At 26.2% G+C, this 23067-nt stretch carries 23 protein-coding genes and 1 pseudogene; 3 read left to right on the top strand and 21 right to left on the bottom strand.

Annotation, left to right across the window (positions count from 1 at the left end; genetic code table 4):
• Positions 1 to 156 precede the first annotated feature (156 nt).
• Complete coding sequence (locus ACI2WJ_RS01615) at positions 157 to 291, bottom strand: hypothetical protein (RefSeq protein WP_400254630.1); 135 nt, start codon at positions 289 to 291, stop codon at positions 157 to 159.
• A gap of 213 nt (positions 292 to 504) precedes the next feature.
• Here ACI2WJ_RS01615 and ACI2WJ_RS01610 point away from each other — a divergent pair, with 213 nt between their 5' ends.
• Positions 505 to 1269 (top strand): hypothetical protein, encoded by a 765-nt coding sequence (locus tag ACI2WJ_RS01610; RefSeq protein WP_400254629.1) that lies wholly within the window; start codon positions 505 to 507, stop codon positions 1267 to 1269.
• Between the two features lie 664 nt (positions 1270 to 1933).
• On the opposite strand, the gene ACI2WJ_RS01605 is transcribed toward ACI2WJ_RS01610, so the two are convergent.
• The 5 genes from ACI2WJ_RS01605 to ACI2WJ_RS01585 are packed head-to-tail and all read right to left on the bottom strand — an operon-like array spanning position 1934 to position 6719.
• Positions 1934 to 2455 (bottom strand): hypothetical protein, encoded by a 522-nt coding sequence (locus ACI2WJ_RS01605; protein ID WP_338958691.1) that lies wholly within the window; start codon positions 2453 to 2455, stop codon positions 1934 to 1936.
• A 20-nt stretch (positions 2456 to 2475) separates the two neighbouring features.
• Positions 2476 to 5139 (bottom strand): cation-translocating P-type ATPase, encoded by a 2664-nt coding sequence (locus ACI2WJ_RS01600; protein ID WP_400254628.1) that lies wholly within the window; start codon positions 5137 to 5139, stop codon positions 2476 to 2478.
• A 24-nt stretch (positions 5140 to 5163) separates the two neighbouring features.
• Positions 5164 to 5730 (bottom strand): aldo/keto reductase family protein, encoded by a 567-nt coding sequence (locus tag ACI2WJ_RS01595; RefSeq protein WP_400254627.1) that lies wholly within the window; start codon positions 5728 to 5730, stop codon positions 5164 to 5166.
• Complete coding sequence (locus ACI2WJ_RS01590) at positions 5691 to 6041, bottom strand: aldo/keto reductase (RefSeq protein WP_400254626.1); 351 nt, start codon at positions 6039 to 6041, stop codon at positions 5691 to 5693. The genes ACI2WJ_RS01595 and ACI2WJ_RS01590 overlap by 40 nt, the downstream gene beginning before the upstream one ends.
• 27 nt (positions 6042 to 6068) lie before the next feature.
• Complete coding sequence (locus tag ACI2WJ_RS01585) at positions 6069 to 6719, bottom strand: NAD(P)-dependent oxidoreductase (protein ID WP_400254625.1); 651 nt, start codon at positions 6717 to 6719, stop codon at positions 6069 to 6071.
• Positions 6720 to 7121: 402 nt separating this feature from the next.
• Here ACI2WJ_RS01585 and ACI2WJ_RS01580 point away from each other — a divergent pair, with 402 nt between their 5' ends.
• Positions 7122 to 7763: a PGDYG domain-containing protein gene (locus tag ACI2WJ_RS01580; protein ID WP_338958683.1), complete on the top strand. Its 642-nt coding sequence runs from the start codon at positions 7122 to 7124 to the stop codon at positions 7761 to 7763.
• Positions 7764 to 7818: 55 nt separating this feature from the next.
• Here the strand turns inward: ACI2WJ_RS01580 and ACI2WJ_RS01575 are convergent, their stop codons facing one another.
• The 7 genes from ACI2WJ_RS01575 to ACI2WJ_RS01545 form a co-directional block, all read right to left on the bottom strand.
• On the bottom strand, positions 7819 to 8661 hold the full coding sequence (locus ACI2WJ_RS01575) for a hypothetical protein (protein ID WP_400254624.1): 843 nt from the start codon (positions 8659 to 8661) through the stop codon (positions 7819 to 7821).
• Positions 8636 to 9283 carry a nitroreductase family protein gene (locus ACI2WJ_RS01570; RefSeq protein WP_252320126.1) on the bottom strand — a complete coding sequence of 216 codons (648 nt, stop codon included), beginning with the start codon at positions 9281 to 9283 and terminating at the stop codon, positions 8636 to 8638. The genes ACI2WJ_RS01575 and ACI2WJ_RS01570 overlap by 26 nt, the downstream gene beginning before the upstream one ends.
• Positions 9284 to 9385: 102 nt before the next feature.
• Positions 9386 to 10642, bottom strand: coding sequence for an elongation factor Tu (tuf, locus tag ACI2WJ_RS01565; RefSeq protein WP_286641788.1), 1257 nt, complete (start codon positions 10640 to 10642; stop codon positions 9386 to 9388).
• A 103-nt stretch (positions 10643 to 10745) separates the two neighbouring features.
• Positions 10746 to 12848, bottom strand: coding sequence for an elongation factor G (gene fusA, locus ACI2WJ_RS01560; protein ID WP_400254623.1), 2103 nt, complete (start codon positions 12846 to 12848; stop codon positions 10746 to 10748).
• 15 nt (positions 12849 to 12863) lie between these two features.
• Positions 12864 to 13331 carry a 30S ribosomal protein S7 gene (gene rpsG / locus ACI2WJ_RS01555; RefSeq protein ID WP_174481359.1) on the bottom strand — a complete coding sequence of 156 codons (468 nt, stop codon included), beginning with the start codon at positions 13329 to 13331 and terminating at the stop codon, positions 12864 to 12866.
• Between the two features lie 14 nt (positions 13332 to 13345).
• A complete protein-coding gene (rpsL, locus tag ACI2WJ_RS01550) occupies positions 13346 to 13765 on the bottom strand; it encodes a 30S ribosomal protein S12 (protein ID WP_252320120.1) in 420 nt (139 codons plus the stop codon).
• 186 nt (positions 13766 to 13951) lie between these two features.
• Positions 13952 to 15451 (bottom strand): spiralin repeat-containing protein, encoded by a 1500-nt coding sequence (locus ACI2WJ_RS01545; RefSeq protein ID WP_400254622.1) that lies wholly within the window; start codon positions 15449 to 15451, stop codon positions 13952 to 13954.
• Positions 15452 to 15705: 254 nt separating this feature from the next.
• Between ACI2WJ_RS01545 and ACI2WJ_RS01540 the strand changes: the two genes are divergently transcribed.
• Complete coding sequence (locus tag ACI2WJ_RS01540) at positions 15706 to 15987, top strand: HU family DNA-binding protein (RefSeq protein WP_174481356.1); 282 nt, start codon at positions 15706 to 15708, stop codon at positions 15985 to 15987.
• A gap of 173 nt (positions 15988 to 16160) precedes the next feature.
• Here the strand turns inward: ACI2WJ_RS01540 and ACI2WJ_RS01535 are convergent, their stop codons facing one another.
• The 8 genes and pseudogenes from ACI2WJ_RS01535 to rplA all read right to left on the bottom strand — a co-directional run bounded on the left by ACI2WJ_RS01535 (position 16161) and on the right by rplA (position 23066).
• The gene (locus tag ACI2WJ_RS01535; RefSeq protein ID WP_400254621.1) at positions 16161 to 17783 is read right to left on the bottom strand and encodes an MATE family efflux transporter; all 1623 of its coding nucleotides are present in this window, start codon (positions 17781 to 17783) and stop codon (positions 16161 to 16163) included.
• 220 nt (positions 17784 to 18003) lie between these two features.
• Complete coding sequence (locus ACI2WJ_RS01530; protein WP_400254620.1) at positions 18004 to 18624, bottom strand: hypothetical protein; 621 nt, start codon at positions 18622 to 18624, stop codon at positions 18004 to 18006.
• A gap of 554 nt (positions 18625 to 19178) precedes the next feature.
• A complete protein-coding gene (locus ACI2WJ_RS01525) occupies positions 19179 to 20318 on the bottom strand; it encodes a hypothetical protein (RefSeq protein ID WP_400254619.1) in 1140 nt (379 codons plus the stop codon).
• Positions 20318 to 20668, bottom strand: a pseudogene (locus tag ACI2WJ_RS01520) (sulfatase-like hydrolase/transferase); the annotation flags it as partial. The gene ACI2WJ_RS01525 and the pseudogene ACI2WJ_RS01520, both read right to left, overlap by 1 nt.
• 113 nt (positions 20669 to 20781) lie before the next feature.
• Positions 20782 to 21303 carry an alkaline phosphatase family protein gene (locus ACI2WJ_RS01515; protein ID WP_400254618.1) on the bottom strand — a complete coding sequence of 174 codons (522 nt, stop codon included), beginning with the start codon at positions 21301 to 21303 and terminating at the stop codon, positions 20782 to 20784.
• Between the two features lie 139 nt (positions 21304 to 21442).
• Positions 21443 to 21808, bottom strand: coding sequence for a hypothetical protein (locus ACI2WJ_RS01510; RefSeq protein ID WP_338958650.1), 366 nt, complete (start codon positions 21806 to 21808; stop codon positions 21443 to 21445).
• A 19-nt stretch (positions 21809 to 21827) separates the two neighbouring features.
• Positions 21828 to 22208, bottom strand: coding sequence for a hypothetical protein (locus tag ACI2WJ_RS01505; protein ID WP_174481436.1), 381 nt, complete (start codon positions 22206 to 22208; stop codon positions 21828 to 21830).
• 177 nt (positions 22209 to 22385) lie between these two features.
• Positions 22386 to 23066 (bottom strand): 50S ribosomal protein L1, encoded by a 681-nt coding sequence (rplA, locus tag ACI2WJ_RS01500; protein ID WP_338958648.1) that lies wholly within the window; start codon positions 23064 to 23066, stop codon positions 22386 to 22388.
• Position 23067: the final 1 nt, after the last annotated feature.

The raw sequence follows: 23067 nt of genomic DNA, 5'->3' as shown, positions 1-23067 counted from the left end.
AATTAAATGAGGAAAATAACTAATTTTTTGAGATGGACTAATAAAGATTAATTGATGTGCTAATATATTTCTACCTTCAATAATACCTTTTATTAAAGGACTTTTATCAAATCCTAATGTATAATCATTATCCTTTGATTAAAATCATTTTTTTCTTTATACATATCTTCTAATTGACTTAGTAAGATATTCATTTTTTTGAATTTTCTTTAAACTATCTGTAACATTTACAATTGCCTGCTGTTTATTTGATGTTACTGGTTTAGTTTTCTCTGCAAAATAATTTTGCATATAAATATCTGAAATATTTGTTTGTTTAGTTATATCAATAATTATTGAACCTTGATAACTTTTATCATTAAAACTACTAATTATTTTTACATTTTATTTTAGAAATTTTTTGTCATTCTTATTTATTGCCGTGAATAATATTATATAATGGTATTTAAGTTCTATTTTATATAATTTATATGAAAGTAAATGAATTTAAAGGAGAAAAATAAAATGAAAAATTTATTAAAATTATTATCAATTTTAGCAATATCAACACCAATACCATTAACTGTAGTTGCTTGTGATACACCAGACTCAAAAAAAGATACAAAAATTGATATTTCAAAAATTCCTAATAATATAGATTTAGGGATATTAAAATTTAAAAAAAATATAAAATCTGAATTTTTAAATAAATTACAAGAAAAATTAGTAACAATGTTAGGTTTAAAAACTATTACAAGTAATGACTATGATGTTTATATAAAAATTTTTGAAAAATATTTTTACTTTAAAGATTTATACTTTATTGATATTTTCAAACAAAATGATTTTTTAACTTTAAATTTAAATATTAAAATTGTTGCTAAAAATGGAACCAAATTTAAAGGAGAAAAAAATAATATTACAATTAGTTACTGCTTATTACAATCATGAACTGATTTAAACCAAATTACTAATATTGATAGTCCAAGTCAAATTGAGGCCATTGACCCGAATGCTGTTACAAAAGAAGAATTAGAAAATGCATTAGATTCAATCATCAATAATTCTGTACAAAAAATATGTTATGACGATATTGTCATCAAAGAACTTGATTATGTATATGATATAATAGATGAAGATTGTATTAATAGAATTACTACTATTGATTTATCAACTACTAGTAAAATAGTCAAAGTTAAAATTACTGCTCAATGAAATTCAATTGATTTTGTTGGAACGACTAATTTAATATCTGTCACTTTGCCAAAAGCTATTAAAATTATTAACTAATGTAAATTTTAAATCAAATATGAAAGAAGTCTATTGAAAATAAACAAAATTTGATAACATATAGTTGCTATCCAATATATAATTTTAACCCACTACTTTTATGCTAAAGTAAGTGGGTTAATTGTTTAAAAAGGGTAATTAAAATAGAAGTAATTGAACAACATATTTAGTTTAATTTCAAAAATAAGAAATGCAATAAAAAGAAAAAATAAAAAACTAATTGTTAATAAACAAATAATTTAATAAGTAATATTTTTGAAATAATGAGATTTTAAATGAAAAAAAGAAAACAAAAAAACTTAAAGTAACCAAGAAGAAATCAGTAAATTAAGAAGCAATATTAAGCAAAAATCAGGAGAAGATTAAAGACTTAATTATTTTAAATGAGAAATATAAAAAAATAAAGATGAAAATAATGAAAAAGTTGTTAGTAAATTTAAAATTTTAGAAAACCAAAGGCAAAGAAAAAGAAATTTTTTTATTAATTCAATTTTTACTAAAAAAATCAAATCTATTTCATATTTCTCTATTTTCAAAGAGAAATTTTTCAACATATTTATATACTTTATCTTTAATTTTATTTTTTCAAAAATAAAATCTCCATTCTATTAAAGTAATTTATAATTAAATTATAAAATAAAATCAAAATTTTTTTCAAAAACTATTATGCTGTTAGTAAAAAATTATTTATTTTTTCAAAAACAACATTCATATTTAATTTCTTAGGTTTAAAAGAACCATTGTTATTAATTTTCATAAACATTTCTTTATATCACAAAGAAAGTTGTTCATAAAAATATTTATTTATTTTATCTTTGTTTTTAATTGTCATCATCATAATTTCATATCAATTTAAATTACATTTATATGGCTGAAAACCTTTTAAATCTCATTGTATGCAACATTCAATAATTAAAAAATCAGGAGTTGCAACAAATTCAAAATCATTGTATTTAGTATAACATTTAAATAATGAATTAACATAATGATTTCGTTTTTGCATTTCTAATTCTCATTTACATAAAAGTAAATTAAAGTAGTTGCGTTCCAAATCTAAAAATGGTTGCATTGCCATATTTGTAATTTTTTTATTTAAACAATGATCATACATTAGTAATTCCTTACGCAATGCAGTTAAACTCATATCTGGTGTATAACTAAATAATTCATATGGAATAATTCTCATTATTAATTTTCCATTCTATATTATTTAACTTTTACTTTATTTTGTTCTTTTTTAATTAATTTATTAACTAAAAGTCTAATTCCTTTATACACTTCTAATAATCACATTGGTATTGTTGATAAAGCAATACAAAGTAATCAATCAACTACACGAAAACCAGCACCAATACCAAAAGCATTGCTAACAACAGGTGTAAAAATAATAAAAGTATTAATAGCAAAAGCACTAATCGCCGCAACTCAAATATATTTATTTTTTCAAGTAATCTTATTAAAAATACTTGTATTAGCACCTGAAACAAAAGAAAATGCATAAAAAAAAGGAGCATTAGTCATTATAACAAAAACAAAAACAAAACCTTCGCTATTATTTTCATGTAAAATTTGAGGTAAAAAATGAAAAGCTAATAGTAACAAGGTACTTAATATTATACTAACAATACCAATAAATCCTCAACTACCAGTAAGAATTCTATCATTCCGTTTTGTTGGTTTTCTAAGCATTAAATCAGGGTTATTAGGTCCCATTGACATTGGAATTGCAATAACAGATTCAACAATTAAATTAATTCATAAAATTTGAATTGGTTGCAATAATTCATTTCATCCAAAAATAGCACCAATAACAATTGAAAATACTTGGGCCATATTAGTAATTAAAATAAAAATAACAATTCTTTTAATTTTACTGTAAATATTACGCCCTTCTTCAATAGCATCAACAATAGTAGCAAAATTATCATCAGTTAATACTATTTGTGAAGATTCTTTAGCAACATCGGTTCCCGTAATACCCATCGCTACTCCAATATCTGCTGCTTTTAAACTAGGAGCATCATTAACACCATTACCAGTCATCGAAACAACCTTATTATGACTCTGTAATGCTTTAACAATCTTAACTTTATGTTCAGGAGAAACACGAGCAAAAACTCGATATTGATTAATATTAGCATTAAATGATTCTTCTGGAATATCATCAATTGTATTACCACTAAGTGCTTGTGTTTTATTTTCAATCAAACCTAATTCTTGACCAATAGCAACAGCAGTATTTAAATGATCACCAGTAATCATAATTGTATCAATACCTGCTTTTTTAGTTTTAACTAAAGAATCTTTAACTTCGTTTCTTGGCGGATCAATCATTCCAACTAATCCTAAAAAAGTTAAATTACTTTCAATTTCATTAATATTACTATAATCTTTCGTATTATTAACAGTTTTATAACTTGCTCCTAAAACACGTAATGCTGAATTTGACATTTCTTCCATACTTGCAATTATTTCTTTTTTAATTTGTGCAGTTAATACTACTCTTTCGTTATTAATAAGCGTATGAGTACAAATATTAATCATATTATCAACCGCGCCTTTAACAAAAACATAAGTTTCTTTATCATATTCATTAATTGTTGACATTAATTTACGATTGGAATCAAAAGGTATTTCATGAACTCGAGTATGTTTATCACTAAGTGCCTTTGTTGGAAACTTTAATGTTTCTGATCAATTAATAAGTGCTGCTTCTGTTGGATCACCAATAGTTTTATTTTTACTAACTTCACTATTATTACATAATACTAAACAATCTAAAAATAATTGTTCTTGTTTAGTTTTCTTTTTAAAGTCATTACTATCATTAACTGATTTTGTTAAATAATATTTTTTAACAGTCATTTTATTTTGTGTTAAAGTTCCGGTTTTATCAGAACAAATAATATCAACTTGACCTAATGTTTCAACAGCAGGTAAATGTTTAACAATAGCATGTTTTTTTGCCATTCTTGAACTTCCCAGTGATAATGAAACGGTGACAATAACTTGCAAACCTTCAGGTATTACTGCTATTGTTAAAACAATTCCAAAAATTAAAGCATTAATAGCAGGTACTTTAATTAAGAAAAATTGTAGTAAAAACATAGCTAAACCTAATAATAAAGCAAAAACTGAAATTATTCTAATTAAAAAAGACATTTGTCGCGTTAATGGTGATTTAGGTTCTTTTTCTTCTTGTAATAACTTAGTTATTTTTCCAATTTCAGAAGTTTTTGCTGTTGCATAAACTAAACCAAGACCACTACCTGTCGCAATAGAAGTAGACATAAAAGCAAGATTAGTTCTTTCACCAATTGATAATTTTTCTTCAGTTAATGCTTCAGTAGTTTTACTAATTAAGGTTGATTCACCAGTTAAAAGTGATTCATTAGTACGTAAATTATAAGACTGAATAATACGCAGATCAGCAGGTACAAACATTCCCACATCTAAATAAACCAAATCACCTACCACTAAATCTTTAGCATCAATATCGTATTTATTACCATTACGAATTACTACTGCTTGTGAAGAAACTAATTTCTTTAAAGAGTCCAAAGAAGCTGCAGCTTTTACTTCTTGATAAGTAGCCAAAGTAGCATCAACAATTACAATTAAAAAAACAACTAATGCTTCTTGTCATTGACCAATAACAGTAGCAATAATTGCTAATGCAATTAATACTAAAACAAATGGTTCAATAAAATGTGCTAAAACTATTTTTCAAATTGGCTTTTTTTTCGTAACTGGTAATTGATTAGGTCCTGTTTCTATTAACAATTGAGCTGCGGCTTCTTCAGTTAAACCTGTAACAAAATTAGTATTTAGTTTTTTTGCTAATTCCTTAGTTGTATCATTTCAAATCACAATTATTTAACCCCCTTTTTAAATTTAATCCATCATAATTCCTTTTCAAAATTTTTTATCATTAGATTGTGGGCCTAAAGCAGTTTGTGGTAATTTTTGAATTTTTAACATTTCTTCTTCTGTTAGTTCAAAACCCCCAATATCGGGATTACTAATAATTCGCTCTGGATTAGTTGATTTAGGAATAACTACTTGACCCAATTGTCAAGCTCATCTTAAAGCAATGTGACTAGTAGTAACCTTGTATTTATTTGCTAATTCTTGTAATAATGGTATTTCATCTGCTCTACCACCTAGCATTGTTCTTCATGAAGTAACAGCAATATTATTCTCGTAACAAAAATCTATTGTGTTTTTTTGATTAAAACCAGGATGTGTTTCAATTTGATTAATTGCTGGTTTTATTTTTATTTTTTTTAAAAAATCTTTTAATTGTGAACTATTAAAATTTGAAACACCAATTGCCCTAACTTTACCATATTCATAAAATTCTTCTAAGGCTCTTCAACATTCAAAACTTTGTTTAGTTGGTCAATGAATTAAACATAAATCTAAATAATCTCTAGTTTTAAACGAGTCAGGATACCACACAAAGCATCTTTAGTAAGTTCATATTCATGATTGTCATTTCAAATTTTAGAAGTAATAAATAAATCTTCCCTTTTAACTTCTGGATTTTCTGCTAAAAAATCTTTAATTGCATTACCAATTATCTCCTCGTTTTTATAATATTCTGTAGTATCAATATGACGATAACCATTTTGCAAAGCACAAATTACTGAATTATAAATAGATTTACTATCAACCATTAAATATGTACCTAATCCAAATTGAGGAATTTTGACACCATTATTTAGAGTTATCGTTTTTTGTAAAATTTGTTCTTTTGTAAGTTTTACCATTTGTCTAATATCCTTTCAAACAAAATATTAATTATAACCCGCTGTAAAACGTTTTTTAATAAATTTTTGTTCTTTAATCTCATTAATAATAGCAATTGCAGCATCACCATAACTAATCTCACTTTTTCCTTCTTTATTAACAATTAAATGATTGTTACCAATTTTAAATTTACCTAAAGTTGGTAATTCTGGGTCATAGTATAAAGAAGGGCTAAAATATGTTCAATTAATGTCACTGCTACGATAAGTAGCTAATGCTTGAACTTGTTGTTGTGCATGTTCTTTTCATGCTTCAGGAAATGCACTTGTTTCTACTAATATTTCATTCTTATCATCTAACAAACTACCAGCACCACCAACAATTAATAACCTTTTAATATTTTGACATTCATGCATGATAGTAATTAAGTTTTTAGCAACTTGCTGATGAATATTTTGGGGATTATCAATAGTAGGGCCGTAAGCACTAATTAAAATATCAACATCATTAACAACCGCTTTAATACTACTTTTATTAGTAAGATCAGCTTTTTTAATGGTCAATCGATTATCATTATTAAGAATTGGCATTTTAATAGGATTTCTAGTAATGGCAACAACTTGATATCCCTGTTTTAAAGCTTCTTTAGTTAAAACAAGTCCTGATTTTCCTGATGCTCCAATAATTCCAATTTTCATAGTTAATACTCCTTTTCAAACTTAATTTTAACGAAGAGTCAACAATATACTATAGTAATTATAGCATAAGTACACCTTATATTAGGTATTAGTTTGGGTGTTAGTAAATCATAAAATTATGATTTTAATTTATAATATTGCTACTTTTACTCATAAATTTACAATTATATATAATAATTTAATTACAAAAATATTTTTAAAAAAGATAAAAAAATGATATTATTAATAATAATTTATTAAATGTTCATTACTAATATAGATATTTTTATCTATATTAGTTTTTTTAATTTTATTAAATTATTTTAAAAAAATAAAGATAAATATTGAAATTTAAAATTTACTATATGTTTATTTTTAAAATAAAGTCTTTATTCAAAAAAACAAAAAGATGAAGGAGAAAATATGTTATTTAAAGAAAATACAGAAAATTCAAATGTTACATTTTGTATTAAAAACCCTACTGTAAAATATGAATTTCAATTACATCAAGATAATAATCCATTAGAAATTGAAACACTAGAAAAAGTAACAGTAACTTGTCATCGCGGTGATTATATTATTACAGGAGTTATTGGTGAACATTGAGTTGTTAACCAAAAAAAATTTAAAACTACTTATATTCCAGTTATTAATAATATAAGTAAGGGGGAAGCTTGAGCAAATCCCGATTCTAAAATAAAAATAGTTAATCTTAATAAAGATAATAAAAGTGGAAAATTATCATTACCTTGGGGTCCAAATGGTACTAAAAAAGAAGTACAATATACTAAAGAAGATGTTTTAATTTGAGATGAAGATGGATATTGATATCCTTGCAAAAAATCAGTGTTTGAAAATACTTATTTAATTAGTCAATCTAAAACAGAACTTGAAGAACAATTTCAAAATTTACTTAAATTAACAAATAATGATGATAATTTAGAAACTCAAGATGTAAGTTCAAATAGTGAAACAAGATTGAATGTTAATGAAATTAATAATTTAATGCCTTTATCAACAAATACAACAATATATAATTCACAAACACCAAAAAATTTGAACTAAAAAAATAAAATGTAATAAAAAATATTAATTATTTAAATTAATATTTTTTATTTTCTTAATATTTATCACAAAAAGTATAAAGTAATGATAAGATTGCAGCGCCAATTAGAACATCATTTTGATTATGATTTGCTACTTGCGTAGTAAAACTAGGTAATAAACAAATATTATTAAAAAAATATTGATCAATAATTCTTCCAATATTATTATTTGTTAATGAAAATTGTTCTTTTAATATTTTACAATAATCATTATTATTTTTAATTAGTATTGAAGTTTTTTTAGTAGCACCAACATCAAGATGTAAACCTTTTTTATATAAAGGTAAATTTAAAACTTGATCATTATTTCAAATGTCATATAAATCAAAAATTTTATGTTTTTGAAAAAAATAACTAACTTTATTTTTGAATTTACTTTCATCATTATGATAACTCAAATAGTTTTTTAGCATTAATATCTCAGTTCTAGCACCAAGTAAAATCAAAGATTTAATGTTATGTTTCAATAACTTATTAGTTAAAAATTTAAAAAACTGTTGCTGATGTTTAACAAGCTTTAAATCTTCATTTAAAATATTTGGTTGTGGAATAACAGTTTTAACGAACAAATGTAACTTTTTATTTTGTAAATTACTAACACTTAAATCTTCTTTTTTATTAATAATTAATAATGCAATTGAAAAAATTTTTTCAAAATCATGAGCATACGAATTGTTCTTTTTTTTATGTAATAAATTACGAAAAGTCTCAAAATCAAAAATAAGAATTGGATATTCAATCTTATCTAAAAATTTACCAATAACATTAATATTTAATTCAATATCTAAGTTATTTATTTTTAATTTCATTGCAATACCTTTTCTAATACATTTATTTGATAAGCGTACTGATTTCACTAACTTCGTTTTTAATAATTTTAGTTTTTGATGGATAACCATAACCAGCAGACACTAAAATTGTAACATGATACTTATTAGGTTCAATAATCTTATTTGATTCTAAGTAAGTTAATAATTGTTGTTCATTAAAACCACCTAATACAACATTATCAATTTCATGAGCAGTTAATAATAATAAAAGATTTTGTAATAAAATAAAAGTTTGACATTGTGCCCAATGATTTATTTGTGTTTTTTTGTCATGATCAAAGAAATTATTAAATGTTGATTTATAAATTTCGTATTGTGGTTTTGTTAAATTACGTCTTTTCATAACAGTATCAACAAATCATTGATTACTAGTATTGAAATTTTCACCACTATAACTTAATAAAATAAATAAATGTGAACAAGTACTAACTTGTTGTTGATTATTTATGATTGGTTGCAATTGTGCTTTAATTTTAGAATTACTAATAACTAAAATTTTTCATGGTTCTAAACCATATGAAGATGGGGTATGACGCACATAGTTAAGAATATCGTTAATTTTACTATCACTAATAATTTTACTAGGATCATAATTACGAATTGATTTACGATTTAAAATTAGACTTTCCAGCTCTTTAACATAAGGCATTGATTTGTCATCTCTTTTCTATAAATTAATTTTACTACTAAAATATTTTTAATTAAAAATCTTTATTCTCTTTTGAGAATAAAGATTTTTAATTTAATGTGATTATTTAATAACTTCAGTAACTTGTCCAGCACCAACAGTTCTTCCACCTTCACGGATTGAGAATTGAGTACCTTTCTCAAGGGCAACTGGGTGAATTAATTCAACAGTAATAGTAACGTTATCACCTGGCATAATTAATTCCGATTTTTCACCTTTATTAATAAAGTCTCCCATACTTCCTGTAACATCAGTTGTACGGAAATAAAATTGTGGTCGATATCCTGGATTAAATGAAGTATGACGTCCACCTTCTTCTTTAGTTAGAATATAAACTTCACCTTTAAATTTAGTATGTGGAGTAACTGATCCTGGTTTAGCAATAACTTGTCCACGTTGAATATCTTCACGTTTAACTCCACGTAATAATACTCCAACGTTATCACCAGCTTGTGCTTCATCTAATAATTTTCTGAACATTTCAATACCAGTAACAACAACTTTTTTAAGACCTTTGTTAATACCAATAATATCAATTTCATCATTAACTTTTAAAGTTCCACGTTCAATTCTTCCAGTAGCTACTGTTCCACGTCCAGTAATAGTGAAAACATCTTCAACAGCTAATAATACTGGTTTATCAACTTCTCTTTTTGGTGTTGGAATTCATTCATCCATTGCTGTTAATAATTCTTTAATTTTTTCTTCTCATTCTTTTTTACCATCTAATGCTCCTCTTGCAGAACCACGAATAATTGGTGTATCATCACCTTCAAATTCATACTTAGTTAGTAATTCACGAATTTCCATTTCAACAAGTTCTAATACGTCATCGTCTACACTTTCCATATCACACTTATTTAAGAATACAACAATTTTTTTAACTCCAACTTGACGTGCCAATAGAATGTGTTCACGTGTTTGTGGCATTGGGCCATCAGTTGCAGAAACAACTAACACTGAACCATCCATTTGAGCTGCACCTGTAATCATATTTTTAATATAGTCAGCGTGACCTGGACAGTCAACGTGTGCATAGTGACGAGTTGGTGTTTCATATTCAACGTGAGCTGTATTAATAGTAATACCACGTGCTTTTTCTTCTGGAGCAGCATCAATAGAAGCATAGTCCTTAAACATACCTTTATATCCATCTGCTTCATGTTTTGAACAATAACTAGTAATTGCAGCAGTTAATGTTGTTTTTCCATGGTCAACGTGACCAATTGTTCCAACATTAACGTGCGGTTTTGTACGTTCAAATTTTTGTTTTGGGCCTGTTGATACAGGCTTTGATTTTTTTACTTCTTTTTCTGCCATTTTTGTTTCCTCCTTAGAAATAATTAATACTTATTTTTATTTAATTAAATTAAACACTAAGATAATTTTAAAGTAAAGTTATTATACTTTCAATTAAATTATTTTATTTTTTAGTAATTCTTCCTTTTTGATATTTACCAGCAACTGCTTCAGCAACTGATTTTGGTGCTTCTTCATAGTGTGAAAAAGACATTGTATATGTTCCACGTCCTTGGGTCATTGAACGTAATTCAGTAGCATAACCAAACATTTCAGATAAAGGCACTTTAGCTTTAACAACTTTACTGTTACCACGCATTTCATCTGCTTCAATAGTACCTCTTTTACCAGAAATTTTACCAACAATAGAACCATAATATTCATCTGGAATAATAACTTCAACATTCATAATTGGTTGTAATAATACTGGTTTTAATAAATCTTTATTATCTTGTAAAGATTTAGAAGCTGCAATATTAAAGGCACGTTCTGAAGAGTCAACAGGGTGGAATGAACCATCATATAATGTTGCTTTAACGTCAATAACTGGATATCCAGCAATTAAACCATTAGCTAATGATTCAATTAATCCTTCTTGTACTGGTTTAATGTATTCACGTGGCACTTTACCACCAACAATTTTATCAACAAACTCAAATCCTTTATCTGGATTTGGTTCAAATTTAATAATAACATGTCCATATTGGCCGCGACCACCTGATTGATGAATATATTTACCCTCAGCGCGCTCACAAACTGCTTTAATTGTTTCACGATAAGCAACTTGTGGATTTCCAATGTTAGTTGCTACTTTAAATTCACGTTTTAAACGATCAGTTAAGATGTCTAAATGCAGTTCTCCCATTCCTGAAATAATTGTCTGTCCTGTTTCTTTGTCTGATGAAACACGGAATGTTGGATCTTCTTCTGCAAGTTTTTGTAAACCTAAACTCATTTTTTCTTGATCAGCTTTTGTTTTTGGTTCAAGCGCTAATGAAATAACTGGTTCTGGAAATACCATTTTTTCTAAAATAACTTCATGTTTTTCATCACATAATGTATCACCAGTAGTTGTATCTTTTAAACCAACAATAGCAGCAATGTCACCAGCATAAACCTTTTTAATTTCGGCACGACTATTGGCATGCATTTGTAAAATTCGACCAACACGCTCTTTTTTTTCTTTAGTTGAGTTTAATACATAACTACCAGATTCTAATGTTCCCGAATATACTCTAAAAAAAGTTAATCTTCCAACAAAAGGGTCAGTCATGATTTTAAATGCCAACGCTGAGAAAGGTTCTTCATCACTAGAATGACGTTCTACTTCTTTTGATGAAACAGGTAATATTCCTTTAATTGCAGGTACATCTAATGGTGAAGGCAAGTAATCAATAACTGCATCTAACATTAATTTAACACCTTTATTTTTAAAGGCACTACCACATAATACTGGGAAAAACTCAGCAACAATTGTTGCTTTACGAATTACTGTCTTAATTTCAGCAACCGTTACTTCTCTTTCAGCATATTTCATAAAGAAATCATCATCAAAGTGAGAAAGTGCTTCTAATAATTCCTCACGTCTACTTGCAATAACATCTTTAAGTTCTTCAGGAATTGCAATTTCTTTATAATCCTCATTTGGTTTACCATCAAAATGGTATGCTTTCATCTCAATTATATCAATAATTCCATCAAAAGCATCTTCTGCACCAATTGGTCATTGAATTGCATGAGCATTAGCACCAAGACGATCTTTTAATGTTTGAATTGAATGAGCAAAGTCAGCCCCAATTTTATCCATTTTATTTGCAAAAACAATTCTTGGTACATTATACCTAGTTGCTTGATTTCAAACAGTTTCAGTTTGTGGTTCAACTCCAGTTTGCGCGTCTAATACAGCAACTGCTCCATCTAAAACTCTTAATGAGCGTTCAACTTCAACAGTAAAATCAACGTGACCCGGAGTATCAATAATATTTATTCGATTATTTCTTCAAACAGCAGTTGTTGCAGCTGAAGTAATAGTAATACCACGTTCTTGTTCTTGTTCCATTCAGTCCATAGTTGCGGCACCTTCATGTACCTCACCAATTTTATGAATTTTACCAGTATGGTATAAAACTCTTTCTGTTGTTGTAGTTTTACCAGCATCAATATGAGCCATAATTCCAATATTTCTAGTATTTGCTAGTGAATATTCTCGACCTGATTTTTCTGCCATTTTCTCTCTCCTTTATTATCATTTATAGTGAGCAAAGGCTTTATTAGCTTCAGCCATACGATGAATTTCATCACGTTTTTTAATTGATGAACCATTACCAGTAGCAGCATCCATAATCTCAGCTGCAAGTTTATCTTGCATACTATTACCATATCTTGCTTGTGAATAAGAAACTAATCAACGAATTGCTAAAGTTATCTTACGAGTAGCACTAACTTCAATAGGAACTTGATAGTTTGCGCCACCAATTCTTCGAGTTTTAATTTCTAATTGTGGTGTAATATTAGCAATTGCCTTTTCAAATACTTCTAATGGTACTTGTTGGGTTTTTTCTCCAACAATTTTAAAAGAATTATAAACAATTTTTTGAGCTACACTTTTTTTACCATCAATCATAATGGCGTTAATTAATTGAGTAACAATTTTTGAATCATAAATTGGATCAGCAACTAATTCTCTTTTAATAGCTTGATTTTTACGCATTTAGTTTTACCTCCTTATTTCTTATCTTTTGGTTTTTTAGTTCCGTATTTAGAACGACCTTGATTACGATTTACTACTCCGGCAGTATCAGAATACCCACGAATAACATGGTATCTAACTCCAGGTAAGTCTTTAACTCTCCCACCACGGATTCCAACAATAGCATGTTCTTGCAAATTATGACCTTCTCCAGAAATATAAGCAGTAACTTCCATACCGTTAGTTAAACGAGCACGAACAATTTTTCTTAAAGCTGAGTTAGGTTTTTTTGGTGTTCTTGTAGTAACTACAAGCGCTACACCTTTTTTTTGCGGACTGCTAATTGAAGAAGTTGTTTTTGTTAATGAATTATATGAAACATTTAACGCTGGTGATTTAGATTTGTATTTTTTATCTGTACGTCCTTTACGTAATAGTTGGTTCATTGTTGGCATTAATCGTTAGCCTCCTTTATGATTTTAAAGAATTAATTATATACACAATTCCTAGTGTATCAAAATTTAGTCCAATAAGTATAATACCAGTTTTTAATAGTAATAGTCAAATAAATTTTGAAAAATAATTAGAAAAAAATGACACAATTTAAATTATGTCATTTTAAATTAATATATATTAATTATTTATTCAATAGTATCTGTAAATGTAAATGTTTCTGAAATTTTATCACCTTGTGCTGTAACTGTAAATTTAACTTCACCAGCAACTTGTTTATCTTCTTTTTTCTTATCATTAGTTAAAGTAAAATCAGTACCTACACTAACATCTAATTTAGTTGTTTTTTTAATCGCTGCTGCAACTGCATCAGTAATTTCTTTATTAGTATTTAAATCACCAAAAGTTTTTTCACTATCTACTGCTGTTTTAAGATCATCAACTTTAACATCTTTAATATCTTGCTTAGCAACAGTTAAAGTATCTGTAAATGTAAATGTTCCTGAAATTTTATCACCTTGTGCTGTAACTGTAAATTTAACTTCACCAGCAACTTGTTTATCTTCTTTTTTCTTATCATTAGTTAAAGTAAAATCAGTACCTACACTAACATCTAATTTAGTTGTTTTTTTAATCGCTGCTGCAACTACATCAGTAATTTCTTTATTAGTATTTAAATCACCAAAAGTTTTTTCACTATCTACTGCTGTTTTAAGATCATCAACTTTAACATCTTTAATATCTTGCTTAGCAACAGTTAAAGTATCTGTAAATGTAAATGTTTCTGAAATTTTATCACCTTGTGCTGTAACTGTAAATTTAACTTCACCAGCAACTTGTTTATCTTCTTTTTTCTTATCATTAGTTAAAGTAAAATCAGTACCTACACTAACATCTAATTTAGTTGTTTTTTTAATCGCTGCTGCAACTGCATCAGTAATTTCTTTATTAGTATTTAAATCACCAAAAGTTTTTTCACTATCTACTGCTGTTTTAAGATCATCAACTTTAACATCTTTAATATCTTGCTTAGCAACAGTTAAAGTATCTGTAAATGTAAATGTTCCTGAAATTTTATCACCTTGTGCTGTAACTGTAAATTTAACTTCACCAGCAACTTGTTTATCTTCTTTTTTCTTATCATTAGTTAAAGTAAAATCAGTACCTACACTAACATCTAATTTAGTTGTTTTTTTAATCGCTGCTGCAACTGCATCAGTAATTTCTTTATTAGTATTTAAATCACCAAAAGTTTTTTCACTATCTACTGCTGTTTTAAGATCATCAACTTTAACATCTTTAATATCTTGCTTAGCAACAGTTAAAGTATCTGTAAATGTAAATGTTCCTGAAATTTTATCACCTTGTGCTGTAACTGTAAATTTAACTTCACCAGCAACTTGTTTATCTTCTTTTTTCTTATCATTAGTTAAAGTAAAATCAGTACCTACACTAACATCTAATTTAGTTGTTTTTTTAATCGCTGCTGCAACTACATCAGTAATTTCTTTATTAGTATTTAAATCACCAAAAGTTTTTTCACTATCTACTGCTGTTTTAAGATCATCAACTTTAACATCTTTAATATCTTGCTTATCAGTTTGATCACCACAAGCTACAACTGAAGTAGTAGCTACTGTTGTTAGGGCTAATGCACCCATAAGTCTTAATAAATTTTTCATTTGCATATCTTAGTACCTCCGAAATAGTTATTTACTTATTTTTTGAATTTTAACATACAAGAAAATTAATGTAAAGATTTTTTGCTTTGCACATGTTAATTAACATATAAATTTATATATTCAAATCTTATTTTTTTACTAGTCTTTGATTTTCATTAAATAAGGTTTTTTTAAAAAATGTTATATAATAATAAGTATCATTTAAGGCATGTTTTTATAACATACTTATGGTAATTGGTGAAGAAAGGGTTGAAAATTTTATGCAAAAAAGTCAGATAGCACGAGCTGTACAAAAAAAATTAGAATTATCAGAAAAAGAATACAAAGAAGTGTTAGAATTTATCTTAGATAAAATTGCTACTGCTTTAATTAAAGGAGAAAAAGTAACACTACGTAACTTTGGAACTTTTACTATTAAATACCGCAAAGCTCGACCGGGAGTAAATCCACAAAATTCAGAACCGATGGCTATTCCTAGAAAGCGAGTAGTTAAATTTAATTCTTGTAAAGCATTAAAAAAGAGAGTTAATGAAGGTAAATAAATATTTTATTTTAGGAATGACTTCAATCAAATATAGATTGTATATTCATTCCTTTTAATTTGTAAAATTAGCAACCTTTTTTAATCTTAAATAATTAAAAAAATACTCTGTTTTAAATGAGTATTTTTTATTTTCTTCATATATTAATATTAAGATATATTTTTATAAATTACTTAATCTATTATATTTTTATTAAGTACTTTTTTTTCTGATAAATTAGATATTTGCATTTTTTTATCTTTAGTTGTATGAATAAATGGTTTAGATTTTAAAAATGTATAAATTAATAATGGTAATAATATAAAAGCAGCAAATAAATCAATAAAGCCAAGAAATAAATAAAAATAAAAACCATTATGAGAAACATGTGCAACATAATATCCTAAACTTAAACAAACAATTGGCATTATAATTGTTCGTTGTAAACTAGCAAATAATGACAATTTACCACGATTAATTGATTGATAGAAAATAACAGCAACATAATGTAGTGTAGCTAATGGATAAAAAGCAAACTGCATAATGATATAAACTTTAAAGAATCTTGCCATTTCTAAATCTACGCCAAAGAAATGCATCATATATTGTCCTACTATTACTACTAATAATACTGAACCAATTAGCAACAATAAAAGTAATAAAGTTAAACGTCACATCAATTGTCAAACACGACTAAAGTCCTTTGAACCATAAACATAACCAATTAATGCTCTTGCTCCCTGCGTAATTCCAATAATAGGTGCATTAATTAAAATTAACCAAGGCATAATACCACCATATAATTGAACAAAAACCGGAATACCAGTACTTCCTCCACCATGATAGTCTGGAGGTGGCAATGTATTTAAAATTTTAGTAGTAACCATTGCCAAAATACTTTGGGCAATATTTTGTAATAAAGAAGTTGCACCAATTAATAAAATGCCCGTTACTATTACTCATTTAAGTTTTAAGTGTGCTACTTTAAATCTTAAATTATCGGCACTATATCAAATAATACCTATTGAAAATAAATTAATGCTTGCTCAAGCAATAATAGTTGCATATGCAGTACCTTCCATTCCTAATTTACCAGGAATAACAAAAATAAAATCTAAAGATATATTTACTAAACAAGCTGCAACATTAATTAAAATTGTTCATAACATCATTCCTTCACTACGTAACAATGAAACTAAAAAATAAGCAAAAAAAAGTAATGGTGTAGCAAGAATTAAAATTTGTGAAAATCTAACTGCTTCTTTAATTATTATTTCCCTAATTACTGGATTACTTCCAGCATCACTTCCAGCTTGAAATTCAATAATACTCTGACAACTAAAATACATAATGATCATAAGAACAATAGAAACTAAAAAAGATAATAGAAACCCATTTCCTAAATATTCTGACATTTGTTCTCGTTTATTTTGACCATATGCAATTGAAAACTTAATACCTGTTCCAGTAGCAACCATTAAAGCAAAGGAAACTATCATTGAAGAAGGAACAGCAGCATAAGTAGTAGCAATATTAATAATTTTTAATGCTTGTTCAGCAGTTATCATTATTCCTGAATTTTGATAATTATTATAACGATCAATAATACTTTGTCCACCTCATTGTGTAGCAATTCATTTATCAAAAATTTGATAAGTAGAAAAAATAATTACAGCAATTAAAGGTGGTGTGACCATAATAAAGATTGCTTTTCATGGATTTGCCGTGCTAAAAATATCTTGTCTTTTCAACTTGTTTATTGAATTTCTTTCTGTTCTTTTATTGAAAGTAACTTTAGCAAGATTTTCTTTTTCCATAATATTATCCTTTCTAACAAAATTAATCTAATTAATATTATATTTTATAAAAGCTCATAACTAAAATATCTATTGCTGTCACAAATAAAAAAACATGTTTAGTATTTTAAAAAATGTTAGAAGAAAAAAATTAAAATATAAATTTTTATAAAAAATATAATTACATTATAACCTAATAATAAATAAATATTTAAAAATAATCTCTTTAATTTATTTTTATTTAAAAACTATCATTACTTTCAATTGAAAAAACAATTGGTATTTTATTAGTTTTTCACTTAGTTCCTGTATGAAAATCAGGAGTAATAATAACATAAACCATACCAACTTGTTGATAATAGTTATTAATTACATGTTTAGCAAATTTATCACTAAAATATTGAATTGTGAAATTACCAGTTAAAGGATCACTCTTTAATTGATTAGAAGTATTAATAACATTCTTATTAATTTGTTGATATGTTAAATTAGGATTAACAATAATTGGATCCATTCCTGATAAATCCTTAATTGTATTTAAATCAGAACGCTTATCTGTTAAAGTTACTTTCAAAATGGCTGTTGTTCCTGTTCAATAAGGATCATTAACATCTGCTGTAATTTTAACTCAAATATCACCAGCAACCTGTTCTTCATCATCTGCTGCCACTTTTCCTTCTTCATCACTAAAATAATTAACAGTAAAACCAGCCGCTAACTTATTATTTTCAAATTGCTTAGCACTATTAAAAACAGTTGAATCAATTTCTTGATATTTTTTAGTAGTATCAACTTTAATATTAGATAAATCAGTAAGATTAGTAATCTTATCTAAATTGGCTTTTTGAATTGTTATTCTCAAATATTTAGTTTGACCTTTTCAATAAGGATCATGGTGATCGGCAGTAATTATAACATAAACATCCCCTGGTTCTTGTCCATCGTTATTAATAGTATCTTTATCACCATCATTTTTATAATAATTAACTTGATAACCAGCAGCTAGTTGATGTTGTTTAAATACATCTGCTGTATTATAAATATCTTTATTAATTTCACCATAAGTTGCTCCTAGTGTAAGCGTAAGTTTGATATTGCTTTCTTTAGTTGTTCTAAATAATGATTTTGATATTATTTGTAAATTTTTATGATGATAATTAATCTTATTATCTAATTCACTAGTAACTGATAAATTAGTTGTTGTGATAATTGGTGTAATAACAGTTGTTAAAATTACTAATGTTGTTATGTTAATAATGCTTTCATAAATTAATCCTCCCTCTTTTTAACACTAATTTTAGTAAAATTTTATCATTTTTCAAATAAAGATGGTTGATTATAAAATGAGGGAAATGGTTAATAATTAAAAGATGATAATTATTTTTATTATAAGAGCAAAAGATTAATTATAATAATTTAATGAATAATTGCTTTCTTTTTTTCTATAGCAAATACTTTAAATTTAAATAGTTTTACATATTGTCTTGATAAAAAAGCACAAAAGAAAATTAAAATTGACATCTTAACAAATGAGTAAATTATAGTAACAAAAAAATTATTATTTACAAATTCTACTGCTCTTCTGGCAACATTTAATCCAAATATTAAACGCAATAATAAACCCGTCATAAATTCAACACTAATTATTTTATTAAAAGCAATATGGAAAAATAAAATAAAAGTAGTACCATGAAATAAAAAGGCTAAAGTTTTATTATAATTAATATTTAATATAATAAAAGGAATAAATAAAAATAAAGCTTGCAAAATTTCCATAATATCTCAATAAATTAAAGGAAAATAAAATATCATTCGACAACTAATAATAACAATAAATAAAGAAAAACTAAGTAATGAATAAACCACATTATCTTTTATCTTTTCTCAATTTACTCATCACTGAAAATTAAGACCAACTAAAAAAGCTAATAACCCAGGTATCAGTTGTAAAAATCCACCCTCACGAAATGATACATAAAATAAATCTCAATTAAAGTTATCATATCAATATAACTTACTAGTAAGTTGCAAGTTAATACTAACTATTAAAACTATTATTAATAAAATACTAGTAATAACTAAAGTTATTATTTTAACAATATTTCAACTTTTATTACTTAAGGAAAAATGGTTAGTAACAACTTTTACTAATGCACTACCACCAATAATAATTCATATCATTCATTTACCATAATCAAAAAATAATAATTTAAATCATAATCCTATCATATAACCTGTTGTTACATATCCTTCTTTAAAAGCAAAAAAATCTAAATACATAAAACTTGTAACTAAAGATAAAATCATAATAGCTAATATTAATTTACTATACTCTTTTCAACTAAAATTATTATTGGCACTTAAAAAACCAAATGATATCAATATAACAAATAACATTGGTGAACAAAAATAAACATTAAAAGCATGTAAACTACCACCAATATTTAAAGTAACATTTTGTACATTATTTCAAACAATAAAAATAGTAGCAAGCACAATAAGTAATCTAATGCCATTATTTCGAAAATTAATTTGTTTAAAATTGATAATATCCATTACTTAAACTCCTCACTATGATCATACATATTTGTCATATCAAAAAAAGGTGTTAAAATTGGCTGACCATCTCAAATTATTGATGGTGAATTAATATCTAATAATCAAGCAATAGTAGCTGGAATATCATAAATTTTAATTTTATCTGGAATAATTCCGTGTTTTGGAATACAATTTCCTGCAAAAAGCAAAGGAATTTTTTGTTCAGCATCAGAAGAATGACCATGATATTGTGAAACACCTCCATGATCAGAACTAATAATTAATAAGGTATCTTCTCACATTTCTAAATCTTTTAAATTTTCAATAATACCTCCAATATATTTATCAGTCTGACTAATTGCTTGATAATATTCTTCACTATTTCATGACCTGCTAAATCAGGATTAACATAATAAAAAAATGAAAATAAAGGTTTATTACTTAATACGTTTTTGGTATTTTCAAAAGTTTGTTTATCATTTTATGTTGCACAATAATTACCATTACTACTAATTAAAGTTTTTATATTTTCTTGGCCTTTGGGTTGAAAATTAGCAATCATTTCACCTTCACTAGCATAACCAAATAATTTTTTTGAAGGACCATACTTATCAATAATAGAACTAAAAATACTTACTTGATCAGCTTTTACTTCAGCATGAACAGTATGATGAACATTCCACAAATCTTGATCAACAACACCATGCTTAATAGGATCTGTAGCAAACATAACACTTGCTCAATTTGCAGCAGAAGAAGTTGGTAAAACATCACGTGCTTCCAGTGTATACGCACCATGATGCATTAAATAGTTCATATTTGGACTATAACCACTTTTTAATGCATAACTGGCCATACCATCAACACCCACCATAACTACATGTTTAGGTTTTTTTGCTTTGGGAACCAATTGATTAGTTGGTTCATTTGTTAAATAATCGTTACTATGTGGTACATAATTTAAAATTGGATTATGATAACTATCGTAACTAATAGTTATCATAATCCAAACTACTACTCACACAATATTTATTAGTAAAAAAACAATTATTTTTTTAGAATTAAACATCATAATACACCCTTTTTAATGAAATAATGATTATTAAATTTTACTATAAATAAATTTATGAAGTAACTATATATTAAATTCTTGACTTTCATCATCCTCTAACTAATAAACTAACTCCAAGAACAAAACATATTGGTACAATAATAATTAAAAAAATAATTGCAAAATAAACTTGTTCAAAAGGATGAGAAACATAAGTATTTTTAGCCGCTTCTATATCTAGTTGATCTCAATTATAAAACAAATTAATAATACCATAGTGTTTTAAACTTCAAAAACCGTTACCAAGAAAATTATTATAATGATCATTAAAAATAGCTGTTCCAAATAATATTAAACTAATTATTAGAAAAAACAAAGTTAAAATGCATAAGAATAATCCTAGTTTTTGCTTTCAATCCCAAGATGTAACTTTTTTATATTCTACATTTTTATCCATATTTAACACTTACTAAACACTAAGAATATAATCAACGTTTAAAATAACCAAATATTAAAGATAAAACACTAACACCAAGAAAGATAGCAGTTAAAATTACTGTAAATACAATTCCGACAACTACTTGCGCAAGAGGATAAGTTAAAAGCTTATCACTAGTAGCATCTGTTCACATTTGATCATAGCCAGCTTTGCTTAAAAAACTATCAAGTCCTCATATAGAAATAGCATGAAAGCCATTTCCAGCATATTGTGAACTTCCTCCACTTGGGGCTTTAAAATTGGCTGTTGCAATTAAAATTAGTCCTAATGCTAAACAAAGCAAACTAATTACCAGTGAGGCAAAGCCAATTTTTATTCCTCAATTTTGTTTCTTAAAAAGATTTATAAGATTTTTCATTAAGGTTTCTCCTTTACTACCTAATTATTTTATTGTTTTACCAAAATAATGTATTAATTGGTATTATCACAATAAATAAATTATAGCGTAAAATTTTTTTAAATAATAAAAAAATTATGAATAAAAACATAAAAAAATCATTAGTACTTTTACTAATGATTTTTCTATATTATTATATTATTCTTCAATTAATACTTTAATACCAGGGCCCATTGCCGTAGTAATACTTATATTTTTAATATAAGCGCCCTTAACTGCTGCAGGCTTAACTTTTCTTAAAGTGTTAAGAATTGCTAAATAATTATCTTTTAACCCTTCTTGTGCAAATGACACTTTACCAAGAATAACATGAATATTACCTTGTTTATCAACACGATATTCAACTTTACCTTTACGAATATCAGCTATTGCTTTTTGAACATCCATTGTTACTGTTCCTAGTTTTGCTGTAGGCATTAATCCTTTTGGTCCTAATACTCTACCAATTTTTCCTAATTCACCCATCATTTCGGGTGTTGCAATAATAACATCAAAATCAAATCAACCTTTTTGAATTTTTTCAATCATTTCCTTACCACCAACAAAATCAGCTTGACTTTCCATTGCCTCTTTTTGTTTAGTAGTAGTTATCACTAAAACACGTTGTGTTTTTCCAGTCCCTGCTGGTAAAACAATAGAACCACGTAACATTTGATCAGCATGTCTTGGATCAACATTTAAACGAAATGCTGCTTCAACTGTTGCATCAAATTTTAATGATGAAGTTTGTTTAGCTAATTCTAAAGCACGATCAATTGGATAAACTTTAGTGTTATCAACTAATTTTGCAACTGCAAGATATCTTTTACTTCTATTCATA

The sequence above is a fragment of the Spiroplasma endosymbiont of Cleonymus obscurus genome (assembly GCF_964273375.1).
In the GTDB taxonomy this organism is placed as follows: domain Bacteria; phylum Bacillota_I; class Bacilli_A; order Mycoplasmatales; family VBWQ01; genus Spiroplasma_E.
Note: the sequence above shows the minus strand (reverse complement) of the source record. Positions and strands in the feature narration are given on the sequence as shown.